This window comes from Pseudovibrio japonicus (assembly GCF_014651595.1).
In the GTDB taxonomy this organism is placed as follows: Bacteria; Pseudomonadota; Alphaproteobacteria; order Rhizobiales; family Stappiaceae; genus Pseudovibrio; species Pseudovibrio japonicus.
This window is the reverse complement of the sequence record NZ_BMXE01000002.1, coordinates 699,090-712,026: the sequence shown is the minus strand read 5'-3', so window position 1 is coordinate 712,026 and position 12,937 is coordinate 699,090. Positions and strand designations below refer to the sequence as shown.

The window sequence follows — 12,937 nt, the reverse complement described above, 5'->3', positions numbered from 1 at the left end:
AAACGTACCAACTTCCTTTACTAAACCTGATTAAGCCCGATTAGCTTTCAATGGCTTCCATAACATCCTCAAGGGAACGCAGACCGGTCTTCGGTGCACACACCAGAACCGACATATTTCCAGGTGCATGCTGGTTCTTCCACATCTTCATATGAGCCTGCGGAATCTGCTCCCATGAGAACACTTCACTCATGCAAGGGTCGATACGGCGATCGATCACAAACTTGTTCGCTTCACTGGCCTGCTTCAGGTGCGCAAAGTGAGACCCCTGAATGCGCTTCTGACGCATCCACACATAACGCGCATCAAAGGTGATGTTAAAGCCGGTCGTCCCCGCACAGAACACCACCATGCCACCACGCTTCACAACAAGGCTGGAAACCGGGAACGTTGACTCGCCAGGGTGTTCAAACACCATGTCCACGTCATTGCCCTTACCGGTAATGTTCCAGATCGCCTTACCGAACTTACGCGCTTCCTTGAGCCAATTGTCATACTCAGGTGAATTCACCGTCGGCAGCTGGCCCCAGCAATCAAAGTCTTTCCGGTTGATGACAGCCTTTGCGCCCAACGACATCACGTATTCGCGCTTGCTCTCATCGGAAATCACCCCGATTGCGTTCGCCCCTGCCGCGGCAATCAGCTGCACAGCGAACACGCCCAGTCCGCCGGAAGCACCCCAGACCAACACATTCTGGCCCGGCTTCAGCTCATGCGGCGCATGGCCAAACAACATGCGGAAAGCCGTTGCCAGCGTCAGCGTATAACAAGCGCTCTCTTCCCAAGTCAGATGCTTAGGACGGTGCATCAACTGCTGCGACTGCACACGTGCAAACTGCCCAAACGATCCATCCGGCGTCTCATAGCCCCAGATCCGCTGGGAGCTGGAGAACATTGGGTCACCGCCATTACATTCTTCGTCGTCACCATCGTCCTGATTACAGTGCACGACAACTTCATCGCCAACTTTCCAGCGGGTCACTTTGGAACCCACGGCCCAAACGATACCGGAAGCATCAGATCCAGCGATATGGTACGGCATTTTATGCACGTTCAACGGAGAAATCGGCTCACCAAGGGCCGCCCAGACGCCATTGTAGTTCACGCCTGCTGCCATCACCAGAACGAGCACTTCGTGGCTGTCCAACTCCCAAGTCGGCACCACTTCTTTGACCATCGCTGTGTCTGGGGAACCATGACGCTCTTGGCGAATGGTCCACGCCCACATGTTCTTCGGAACATGTCCCAGCGGTGGGATTTCACCAATCTCATAAAGGTCCTTGAACTCAGAGCCTCCCTCTGACCCAGCTTCGATAACCCGTGCAACGGAACTCATGATATTCTCCTCCAAGTTTGCGTTGCGCCCTTCCCTCATGAGAGTGAAAGCAAGATCACTGCTAACGCTTCCAATCCACTATTTGCTGCAACGCAAAACAATACAACCTGTCAATATCGGCCATCTCAGAATTATCATTACAAAAAACTCGCAAAATATATACAACTATTGCTTAACTTGTGAGGAATACTTCCCCTAATGTTGCATTGCACCAACTAGCAGAACCTATGCAAAGGTGTGGGCAGAATTGAGATCTTGCCCCATATAAAATGCAGGCAGGATCAGGGAGGCAAGAGAAGATGAGTACCGGTTCACCTAATGACGCAACAAAAGACCGTCCATGGATGTTCCGCACATACGCAGGACATTCAAACGCTGCAGACAGTAACCGGCTCTACCGCACGAACCTTGCAAAGGGTCAAACGGGCCTTTCTGTTGCATTCGACCTTCCAACACAGACAGGCTATGACCCCGACCATCCACTTTCGCGCGGTGAGGTCGGCAAGGTGGGTGTCCCCGTCTCCCATCTGGGTGATATGCGCACGCTCTTCAACGAGATTCCGCTGGAGCGCATGAACACCTCCATGACGATCAACGCCACAGCACCATGGCTGCTGGCGCTGTACGTGGCTGCCGCCGATGAACAGGGCGCCGCCCGCTCTCTTCTTTCAGGCACCACACAGAATGACCTGATCAAGGAGTACCTCTCCCGCGGAACCTATGTGTTCCCGCCAGCTCCATCCATGCGTCTCACAACTGATGTGATTTCATGGACTTACACGAATATGCCCAAATGGAACCCCATGAATGTGTGTTCCTACCATTTGCAGGAAGCCGGAGCGACGCCCGTACAGGAACTCTCCTTTGCGCTCGCAACGGCCATCGCAATTCTGGACAATGTACGTGCCTCTGGTGTCATCTCAGAAAGTGATTTTCCAAAACTCGTTGGCCGCATCTCATTCTTTGTGAATGCCGGCATGCGCTTCATCACCGAGATGTGCAAGATGCGCGCGTTCACAGAGCTCTGGGACGAAATCTGCCGTGAGCGCTACGGCGTTGAAGAAGAGCGTTACCGCCGCTTCCGTTATGGCGTACAGGTCAACTCATTGGGCCTGACAGAACAGCAGCCCGAAAACAACGTCTACCGTATTCTTGTCGAGATGCTAGCCGTCGTTCTGTCCAAAAACGCCCGCGCCCGCGCTGTACAGCTTCCTGCATGGAACGAAGCACTCGGCCTGCCGCGTCCGTTTGACCAGCAATGGTCCCTGCGCATGCAGCAGATCATGGCCTACGAGACCGACCTGCTGGAATACGCAGACATCTTCGACGGTTCAAAAGAAATTGAAGCGAAAGTTGAAGTCCTGAAAGAACAGGCAAGAGAAGAGCTGGCTCGCATCTCAGAAATGGGCGGCGCAGTTGCAGCCGTTGAATCCAGCTACATGAAGCAAAAGCTCGTTGAGTCCAATTCCAAACGTCTGGCAGGCATCGAATCTGGCGAACAGATCGTGGTTGGCGTCAACAAGTGGACCGAAACCGAGCCATCTCCGCTGGCTTCTGACGAAGACGGCGGCATTCTTACCGTGCCCGAGTATGTGGAAGAAGAAGCTATCCAACGCATTCAGGCATGGCGTGCCGAGCGTGATGACAACGCCGTTCAGGCCGCGCTTCAGGACCTGCGAGCAGCAGCTTCCTCCGACAACAACATCATGGAAGCATCCATCAAAGCAGCTCAAGCCGGCGCAACCACCGGAGAATGGGGCGCCGCCCTGCGAGAAGTCTTCGGCGAGTACCGCGCCCCAACTGGCGTGGGCAAAGCAGCGCCTGACGACAACGAAAACCTCGCCGACGTTCAGCAGAAAGTCGCAGACCTCTCAAAGAAGCTGGGCCGCCGCCTCAAATTCCTCGTCGGCAAACCGGGCCTGGACGGTCACTCCAACGGCGCTGAACAGATCGCCGTGCGCGCGCGTGATTGCGGCATGGAAGTTGTTTACGAAGGCATCCGCCTCACACCAGCACAGATCGTCAATGCGGCACTGGAAGAAGGCGTGCACGTCATCGGCCTGTCCATCTTGTCCGGCTCCCATCTGGCACTGGTTCAGGATGTAATTGAAAAGATGAAGGAAAACGGCCTGGAGGATATCCCGATCATCCTTGGCGGCATCATTCCGACAGAAGATGCGGATGAGCTGAAGAAGGCAGGTGTCGCAGCGGTTTACACGCCAAAGGACTTCCACCTAACAGACATCATGTCAGACATTGTCCGCATCGTGGACGAGCGGATCAATGAGACGGTTTGAGCCGAAAGGCACATATTTGAGCTGCAAGTGATCAAACAGGTTGGGCAAGCTGACCCGGTTTTTGCCCAACCAGGCGGATGCCATGCGCACCTCGGAATCGCTCCAGCATCGCCTCAATAAAAATCTCAGCCTTCCGCGTCATCGCTTCGCGGGAGGGGTAAACAAGATAGACCGGCTTCTCCTCACACTCATAGTCAGGAAGCAGGCGCTGCAGTTGACCAGTTTTCACGTAGTCGCGCATCATAAAGAGGGGCATCCGGGTAAAGCCGATGGAGTTCAGCAAGGCTTGCACCATCACCTGCGGATGCCCAGCGGCAAATTCAGAGTACACGCCGACCTCATGCTTTTTTCCATCGCGGAAAAGCTGAAGAGAATTCACCGGTTTCTCATTGCGGTATTGAATGTACTTGAGATCAGAAAGGTCTTCCGGAACCTGCGGAACGCCATGTTTTGAAACGTAGTCAGCGCTTGCCACCAAGCAGGTCTCAGAAATCGCCACTTTCCGCGTGATGCCTGAGGTATCACCTGTCACGCCAGTACGTATCGCCAGATCAATATCGTCTCGTACAACATCAATCAAATCGTCTTCCATCCTGATAGAGATCGACAGATCCGGATATTGCCTCCGAAGATCAAAGATAAGCGGAGTGATGATGTCACTGCCCATTGGCTGGGAAACTGAGACGACAAACGAACCGCTCTCCGCCGCCGCCTGCTCCTGAACTTCCTCAAACATCTGAGCACTCTGGCGAAGCATCTTCTGCGCATGGTCGTAAACAATCTTACCTGCGGCAGTCGGCTTAACGCCCTTGTTCGTGCGGAAGACAAGTTCACGCCCCACCTGCGCTTCCAACAGATGCAACTGCTGACTCATGGCTGGCTGGCTGATATGGCGTTGGCGCGCACCACCACTGAGCGACCCATGGTCGATGACGCGAACAAAACTCTCCAGCAAATTCAGAAGATCCATAACCACCCCATAAGCATTGCTTATAGCCAAGATAAGACTTGGGCCTCTGCACTTCCAGTAGGAAGCCAACAATATTGCTCCCATCGCTTGTAAACGAGGAGCCTACAATGACAATTTCACGCCGATCCTTTTTATCCGCAACTGCATCCATTGCAAGCGCTGGCGCACTTGCAGCGACCCTATCCTCTCTCGCCCTTGCAGCAGCGCCCAAATTTGGAACACAAGTTCCAGGCCTCTATCGCTTCTCGGTGGGGGACATAGAAGTAACGGCCATTCTGGACGGGCATTTAGGGCTAAACCCGTCATTGGTTGTAGGGTTTGACCAGCAAGTTGCACAAGAAACTCTAAGGCAGAACTTCCAAAGCCCCAACACAGAGGACATGTCTATCTCTGTAAACGGGTATCTCATCAACACCGGTAACAAACTAGTGGTCGTCGATACCGGCACCGCCGATCTAATGGGGCCAACGTTGGGCCGCTTCCATCAGAACCTGAAGGCGGCGGGCTATAACGCAGCAGATGTGGACGCCGTCGTTCTGACGCATCTGCATATCGACCATGTCGGAGGATTGGTCTCCAAAGCAGGAGAGAGGCTCTTTCCGAACGCAGAATTCATCGTCAACGAGGACGAATACAACTTCTGGCACAACGATGGCACACGCTCACGGTTCCCCAAAGAACTCCAGCATTTCGTTGATCTCGCCCAGACGGTCTCAAAGCCCTATGAAAACCGCAGGACACTCATCAGCAAAGACGGCGAATTCATCAAGGGGCTGGATGCAGTCGCGCTCCCCGGTCATACACCCGGACACATGGGTATCCGCATTCATTCCAACAATGAGGAGGTATTGATCTGGGGCGATACGATCAATTCCTCAGCCCTTCAGTTCGCTAACCCGGACTGGACGATTGTATACGACATCGATCAGGAAATGGCGCGCCAAACACGGCGTAATATTTTGGATCGCGTCTCAGCAGACAGAACACCAGTGATTGGCATCCACCATGACTTCCCCGGCCTCGGGCATGTGCGCAAGATTGGCGACGCCTACGCCTATCATGAAGCCAGTTGGCAACATACGCTTTAAAGAAATTGAGCTCACGAGGTACCTCGTGAGCTCTTTTGTTTCCTGCCGGAGCTCTGGGAGCTGTCGGCAAATTCGGCGTGCAATCAAATGCAGGCTGGTATCAGCGGCCTCGGTGACCACCGCCACCGCCGTGACCACCGCCACCGCCACGGGGACCACCGCCACCGCCGCCGCCACGAGGACCGCCACCACCGCGACCCATACTAGGCCTGCCGCCGCCGCCGCCGCCCACACTCGGCGGTCGACCGCCGCCGCCACGACCCACACTAGGCCGACCGCCGCCACCAAGACCGATGCTTGGGCGACCACCGCCGGGACGAGGGCCTGCACCAGGACCGCCGGGACCACCAGGGCGAGGTCCGATATTAGGGCGACCGCCACCGGGACGTCCAGGGCCAGCGCCAGGACCACCGGGACCACCAGGGCGAGGTCCGATATTAGGGCGACCGCCACCGGGACGTCCAGGGCCAGCGCCAGGACCGCCGGGACCACCAGGGCGAGGTCCGATATTAGGGCGACCGCCACCGGGACGTCCAGGGCCAGCGCCAGGACCGCCGGGACCACCAGGACCGGCACCTGGACCACCCGGACCAGGACCACCTGGACCACCAGGGCCTCCAGGACCAGGACCACCCGGACCACCTGGGCCATCGGGACCACCAGGACCGCCAGGACCGCCAGGGCCACCGGGACCGCCAGGGCCACCGGGACCGCCAGGACGACCGGGACGACCGCCACCAGGACGACCAGGACCAGGACGACCAGGATGGAAACCTGGACGACCGGGACGAGAACCGAAGCCAGGGCGACCGGGACGGTGACCATGGAAGAATTCAGGTCTTCGGAACCGGTGGAATCGCGGGAACGGATAGATCGGATAACTCCGGAAGATAAACGGAAGCCCAATCAGAGGCGCCACATAAGGGATTGGCTGGGAATAATATTGTCCTTCTCCAGCGTATGAAAGATAGCTGGCTGAGACCCACCCCGGAACACCGTCATACGTCAAATCACACCAAGACCCGCTTTGGGTACAGGATTCGATATAAACAGGAGCACCTGCAGGAACGACTGTGATGACTTGATAGCTTGTGCCAGGACCCGTCCTCATATTTACGTCGGTAGTCGCATAGGCCTCATAGTTATATTGTGCCAGAGCAGAAGTTGAATAAAGAAGCGCTGCTGGGATAAACAATCCTGCAACCATGCGACCGAATGTTTTTATGCCGGCTCTTTTCCGCCGCTTAGAAGTATTATCTGCCATAAGAAGGCCCTCCATGGGATGGTCTGCCAAATCTTGATGCAGCCGGTGGGCTGCCTACGGGCGGAAGACCGGTAATTGCAGGTGCTTGTTGTAATGGGCCTGTAGGGTCAGGGACTGGTGGAGGTAAAGATCCCGCGCGCGCGGATCCCGGAGGATAAGCCCCAGGCGGTGGATTGAATCGAGGCCTGTTTGCATCATGCGGCACCGGCAAATATGGCTGCGCTTGTCCCGGTCGCAAACTGTCTCCCGGCTCAACTGGACGATCCAAAGGCTTTATTGGAGGAATAATATTAGAGCGTTCATTAAACTGGACCTCTCGGAACCCCGGAAGATCACCAGATCCAGAACGCATTAAAAGACCATTTGCACTCGCGGTTTGGGCGACAACACCCGCCCCGAGACAACAGCCTATAAACACTGCGTATTTCATCTGACCCTAGTCCTAATTCATGTGCTGACCAAAACGTTTTAGGCAGCGCAAACAAGAAAAGGGTGACAGCAAGTACCTAACAACATTTCTCCGCAAAACGTCGGGTTTTACGAAGAATTTACCTCTTGCTCTGGGAATATAACGTGAACAAAGTCGTTGCTCATATCAGTTTTTATAGCCATCAACTCACCTGAGCTTTAGGTTTGAGGCGTGATTCTCCAAAGCAGGTAAAAACGCCCCAATGACGAACCGCCTCAAAATCGTAACGTGGAACATTAACTCCGTTCGCCTCCGTCTTCCGATCGTCGAGAAAATGTTACTTGACCATGCCCCAGACGTCTTGTGCCTGCAGGAAACCAAATGCCCCGATGGCAGCTTTCCGACTGCAGCAATCAACAAGCTGGGCTACCGCCACGTAGAGGTACACGGCCAAAAAGGCTACCACGGCGTTGCGCTTCTCTCCCGCGTGCCACTGGAGAATGTCGAGCGCAAAGAGTTCTGCCAGATGGGCGACACCCGCCATATCGCAGCCGATGTTGCCTTCAACGGTAGCAAGGTGCGCATCCATAATTTCTACGTCCCGGCAGGCGGCGATGTGCCGGACCCTAAAGTCAACGACAAGTTCGCCCACAAACTCCAGTTCCTCGACGAAATGGAAAGCTGGTTCAAAGGCTTCGACGATCAGTCAATCGTTGTTGGCGACCTGAACATCGCCCCTTACGAGAATGACGTTTGGTCTCATAAACAGCTTATCAAAGTCGTATCTCACACACCGCTGGAATGTCAGCGCCTTGAAGAAGTACGTGAGGCTGGCAACTACGTTGACACAATGCGCAAGCATATGCCTCTGGACCAGAAGATTTATACCTGGTGGAGCTACCGCGCCAAGGATTGGTCTGCCTCCGACAAAGGCCGCCGTCTCGACCATGTCTGGATGACACCGGAAACAGCACAGCATACCAAGGACGTTCACATTTTGCGTGATGCACGGGGCTGGGAAAAGCCATCTGACCACGCACCGGTCATGGCAATTCTGGAATCCTAACCTCTCAAAACAGGGCCTCAAACAGATCCAAAAAAGCGGGAGTCACCTCCCGCTTTTTTCGTCTCAGGGGATAAGCAGCACCTTACCCTTGGCTCTGCGACTGGAGATATCCTCCAGCCCCTTCGCAATCTCTTCCAGCGGATATTCCGCATGGATATACGGCTTCAACTTTTCGTTAGCGACCCATTTAAATAACTGCTCGCAGTCTTTGTGATGCTCTTCTGGCTCCCGCCTCACAGCCTCGCCCCAAAACACACCAAGAATGTCACAGCCTTTCAGCAAGGCAAGGTTCGCCGGAATCCGCTGAATAGTCCCCGAGGCAAAGCCAACAACCAGATACCGCCCGCGCCAACCAGTTGCCCGCAGCGCATCCTCTGAATAGTCGCCACCAATGACATCATAAACAACGTCGAGCCCTTTGCCGCCTGTCAGGTCTTTCAGCTTTTGCTTCAGCTCACCCTCTGAGTAATTCACCAGCTCATCCGCACCACACTCGCGCGCATGCACCAGCTTGTCTTCCGAAGACGCACAAGCAATCACACGGGCCCCCATCAGCTTTGCAACTTCAACGGCGGCCTGACCCGCTCCACCCGAAGCGCCCAATACAGCAACCGTCTCACCCGGCTGCAAATGCGCCCGGCTGCGCAAGCCATGCATCGCTGTACCGAAGGTAATGAACAAACCTGCTGCCTGCTTGAGCGAGACCGTCTCCGGAACGAGCACCAACTCATCTTCATGAGCTACATATAACTCCCTTGCGGCGCCCCACCTTGCATAGGCCGCTACCCGGTCCCCCACTTTAAAGCGCGAGACGCCCTCTCCAACGGCCTCGACAATACCGGCCATCTCGCCGGCAGGTGAAAAGGGTAGCTCTGGCTTGAACTGATACTTGCCCTGAATGATCAGGGTGTCGAAGTAATTAAGTGCTGCTGCCTTCACGCGGACCAACACTTCCCCGGTTCCCGCACTCGGATCTTCCAGCTCCCGAATAACCAGATCCTCCGGTCCCCCGAGTTTTTTGCAGATAACAGCTTTCATGAATTGCGGTCCTCTCTCTTCTCCCCCAAAATTACACAGGGCCTGCTGAAAGCTCAAAACCGCCATTGGTGTTAGTTTGCGATTAAAGCCCACATATGGCGCCGTCCCCTTGCGAGGACACTGCAGTTGGAGGTATGAAGCCCACAACTTCAACGATGAGAACAACTGGGCATGCGCGGTTATTTTTCTATTGGCTCTGAAGGCCTTTCCAAATCCATGAATGTTGGCACCCTGATGCGGACTGGCCATGCATTCGGAGCAAGTTACTTTTTTACAGTCGACGCGCACATTAAAGGTCTTGGTCATGCCATGAAGGCAGACACCTCCAAGAGCCCCGACCACCTGCCTTACTTTGCCTGGAATTCAGTTGACGACATGCAGTTTCCACGCGGTTGCAAACTAGTGGGTGTTGAGCTCACAGACGACGCAATCGAGTTACCAAGCTTCGGCCACCCACTTCAGGCCGCTTATATACTAGGCCCGGAACGCGGCTCCCTTTCCCAGCAGATGCAGGAGCGTTGCGACTACATCGTCAAAATCCCAACCAAATTTTGTTTGAATGTTGGTGTCGCTGCCGCCTTGGTTTTGTATGATCGCTACATGGCACACGGAAAGTACGCCGAACGCTCTTTGACTGCAGGCGCACCGAAGGACCCGCTCCTAGAGCATGTCCACGGCGCCCCAATTTTCCGCAGCGGTCGAGAAATTCCCGGATTTAAAGACAAGTCTTGAATGATTCGAAGCGGGAGTGCCAATTCAGGGCGAAAACCTCAAACGGCACCCCTCATTCCGGCTCATGGCAAATTCATTACCTAAATTTTTATGATAATTTACTCTTCCGCAAGTGAACCCACCACATGGCAAAATTGTAGTTCCCCCTGCCCACACACCGAGCATTTTAACTCAATCTGTGCACACTATGTGGAAAGATACCCATATTTTTTTATTAAAAATTTGCTGTATCCCTCTTGAAAAAAGCCTCAAAAAATCTGGCTCATTAAAGGCGATTACCTCTTATTTACTAGTGCGTTAAATACATTTCTCAATCATCTTGCACATCTACTGCCTCTTACCAATTAAAGCGAAAAACCACTTATGGCTTTGCGCTTGATATTATAGCTGTGCGTGCCACACTCCCGCCAGATTTTTAGTGCCAGCATTCATGGCGCGGTCCAAAGGCATAAAAAAAATTGCCTCCGTAAAAGCAGGGTATCAACCCTTTTGTAACCATCTTTAAAGTAACCCTAACATTAAGTTTTATGGGTTTTCGCACAGAATCTCAGATTTTGTCGTACGCAACGCGGTTTGGAGAAGATGCAAGCACGTATCCTGATAACTGCCTTAATGGCTCTTGGTATCTCGGGCGCGACTGCAAGTGCGCAGTCTCCTGCCCTCCTAAAAGAAAATGGTAAGTGGGCAACTTACACCTTTAACACCCAGAACGGTGGTAAGGTGTGTTACGCGATTTCCGCACCAGAACAGTCACTGCCGACTGATAGAAACCACGGCGAAGTTTTCTTCTTCGTGTCTACCCGTCCAAGTGAAGGCGTTACCGATGAGCCAAGCTTTATAGTGGGTTATCCATTTAAAGAAGGCTCCCTCGTAACGACCGATGTGGATGGTCAGCAGTTCACCATGTTCACCAAAGGTGACGGCGCATGGGTACAGAACGCTGCCGAAGAAAAGCGCTTGGTCGACGCCATGAAAGCAGGCAACAACATGTCTATTTCTGGCGAGTCCGCTCGTGGCACACAAACATCCTACAAGTTCTCTTTGAGCGGCATCACCGCTTCTGTAAGAGACGCAACCAGCGCCTGTCAGTAAGGCTTTGGCACATAAAATTGTTTGAATTTGCGAAGATCTCTTGCTGACGCCAGCTTGCCGTCATGCAATTTGAGATCTGGGATTTTCAAACTCGGCGATTTCGGCTATAAGCGTGCCGAATACGTAGGCGGTTGCTACTGGCGACCGCCTCTCGCATTTTGGGGCAGCGGGCAACAGGTCATCACGACCTGCCATTTTCACTGCTATATCGTATTGTCGGAGAGTGAGGCTCATTCTCCGAAGCTAAATACGCAATGAACATAAGCTTAAAGCCGAGCATCTAAAAACAACTGGTGAATGACCATGGCGGTATCGTTAGACATCGCGCACAAATCCGCTGATCCGGCGGCGACCAGCGCAGCAAAACCCTCTCCTGCAACTATTCCTGTGCAGGAAGAAAAACCGTCTCTGATCGGCTTGAACCGTGAAGAACTCGGCAATGCCCTTGCTGCAGTCGGTGTCCCTGAACGTCAGATCCGCATGCGCGTCAACCAGCTGTGGCACTGGCTCTACGTTCGCGGCATTTCTGACTTTGGCAAGATGAGCAACGTCTCCAAAGACCTGCGCGAAAAGCTGGGAGTCGTCTTCACAATTGCACGCCCGGAGATCGTAACAGAACAGGTTTCCGTAGATGGCACCCGCAAATGGCTGTTTCGCTTCCCGTCTCGCGGGGCTGGCAAGCCAGTTGAAGTGGAAACCGTCTACATTCCGGAAGAAGATCGCGGCACGCTCTGCATCTCCTCTCAGGTTGGCTGTACCCTCACCTGCACCTTCTGCCACACCGGCACGCAGAAAATGGTCCGCAACCTGACAGCCGAAGAGATCCTGGCGCAGCTCATGCTCGCAAAAGATCGTCTCAACGACTTCCCTGATGCAGACGCCCCCGAAGGCGGGCTGGACGCAACCACATCCAACCGTCGCCGCATCACCAACATCGTGATGATGGGCATGGGCGAGCCTCTTTACAACTTCGAAAACGTCAAAAAAGCACTGCTGATCGCCTCCGACGGTGATGGCCTGTCCCTTTCCAAGCGCCGCATCACCCTGTCAACGTCTGGTGTTACGCCAGAAATCGCACGCACAGGCGATGAAATCGGCTGTATGCTGGCCATCTCCCTGCACGCGGTCAACGACGAGTTGCGCAACGAGCTTGTGCCAATCAACAAGAAGTACAACCTGGAAACGCTGCTGCAGGCGTGCCGCGACTATCCGGGCCTGTCCAACGCAAAACGCATCACGTTCGAATACGTCATGCTCAAAGGCGTCAACGATAGTCTGGATGATGCAAAACAGCTCGTACAGCTGCTCAAAGGCATTCCGGCAAAGATCAACTTGCTGCCGTTCAACCCGTGGCCGGGCTCTCCCTATGAGTGCTCTGACTGGGAACAGATCGAAGAGTTCGCAGACGTTGTAAACCGCGCTGGCTACGCATCGCCGATCCGCACACCACGCGGCCGCGATATCTTCGCCGCCTGCGGTCAGCTGAAGTCAGCTTCCGAGCGCCTCCGCAAGTCAGAACGCGAAGCTCTGGAGAAAGCGCAAGCCCAGGGCAACGCCTAACCGATCTACAACAAGAATTAAGCAAGAAGGCCGGTGCTTTTGAGGAGTGCCGGCCTTTTTTATGCCGTTCATCTCCTGTGCAGAG

10 protein-coding genes are annotated in these 12,937 nt (G+C 54.3%); 6 read left to right on the top strand and 4 right to left on the bottom strand.

Annotated elements, in window-relative coordinates; genetic code table 11:
- Positions 1-40: 40 nt before the first annotated feature.
- On the bottom strand, positions 41-1,336 hold the full coding sequence (ccrA, locus tag IE076_RS08065; RefSeq protein WP_189436235.1) for a crotonyl-CoA carboxylase/reductase: 1,296 nt from the start codon (positions 1,334-1,336) through the stop codon (positions 41-43).
- 299 nt (positions 1,337-1,635) lie between these two features.
- Between ccrA and IE076_RS08060 the strand changes: the two genes are divergently transcribed.
- A complete protein-coding gene (locus tag IE076_RS08060) occupies positions 1,636-3,633 on the top strand; it encodes an ethylmalonyl-CoA mutase (protein WP_189436234.1) in 1,998 nt (665 codons plus the stop codon).
- 31 nt (positions 3,634-3,664) lie between these two features.
- On the opposite strand, the gene IE076_RS08055 is transcribed toward IE076_RS08060, so the two are convergent.
- Positions 3,665-4,603, bottom strand: a complete 939-nt coding sequence (locus IE076_RS08055) for a LysR family transcriptional regulator (RefSeq protein WP_189436233.1) — start codon at positions 4,601-4,603, stop codon at positions 3,665-3,667.
- A gap of 107 nt (positions 4,604-4,710) precedes the next feature.
- On the opposite strand from IE076_RS08055, the gene IE076_RS08050 reads away from it, so the two are divergent.
- Positions 4,711-5,691 carry an MBL fold metallo-hydrolase gene (locus tag IE076_RS08050; protein WP_189436232.1) on the top strand — a complete coding sequence of 327 codons (981 nt, stop codon included), beginning with the start codon at positions 4,711-4,713 and terminating at the stop codon, positions 5,689-5,691.
- A gap of 100 nt (positions 5,692-5,791) precedes the next feature.
- Here IE076_RS08050 and IE076_RS08045 read toward each other — a convergent pair whose 3' ends face one another.
- Positions 5,792-6,955 carry an SH3 domain-containing protein gene (locus tag IE076_RS08045; RefSeq protein WP_189436231.1) on the bottom strand — a complete coding sequence of 388 codons (1,164 nt, stop codon included), beginning with the start codon at positions 6,953-6,955 and terminating at the stop codon, positions 5,792-5,794.
- Between the two features lie 671 nt (positions 6,956-7,626).
- Between IE076_RS08045 and xth the strand changes: the two genes are divergently transcribed.
- Entirely contained in the window at positions 7,627-8,430 is an 804-nt protein-coding gene (gene xth / locus IE076_RS08040) for an exodeoxyribonuclease III (protein ID WP_189436230.1), read from the top strand.
- Positions 8,431-8,493: 63 nt separating this feature from the next.
- Here the strand turns inward: xth and IE076_RS08035 are convergent, their stop codons facing one another.
- On the bottom strand, positions 8,494-9,468 hold the full coding sequence (locus IE076_RS08035) for an NADPH:quinone oxidoreductase family protein (RefSeq protein ID WP_189436229.1): 975 nt from the start codon (positions 9,466-9,468) through the stop codon (positions 8,494-8,496).
- A 171-nt stretch (positions 9,469-9,639) separates the two neighbouring features.
- Here IE076_RS08035 and IE076_RS08030 point away from each other — a divergent pair, with 171 nt between their 5' ends.
- The 3 genes from IE076_RS08030 (at position 9,640) to rlmN (ending at position 12,852) form a co-directional block, all read left to right on the top strand.
- A complete protein-coding gene (locus tag IE076_RS08030) occupies positions 9,640-10,200 on the top strand; it encodes an RNA methyltransferase (RefSeq protein ID WP_189436228.1) in 561 nt (186 codons plus the stop codon).
- A gap of 612 nt (positions 10,201-10,812) precedes the next feature.
- On the top strand, positions 10,813-11,292 hold the full coding sequence (locus IE076_RS08025) for an invasion associated locus B family protein (RefSeq protein ID WP_189436378.1): 480 nt from the start codon (positions 10,813-10,815) through the stop codon (positions 11,290-11,292).
- Between the two features lie 297 nt (positions 11,293-11,589).
- Positions 11,590-12,852: a dual-specificity RNA methyltransferase RlmN gene (rlmN, locus tag IE076_RS08020; RefSeq protein ID WP_371871472.1), complete on the top strand. Its 1,263-nt coding sequence runs from the start codon at positions 11,590-11,592 to the stop codon at positions 12,850-12,852.
- Positions 12,853-12,937 lie beyond the last annotated feature (85 nt).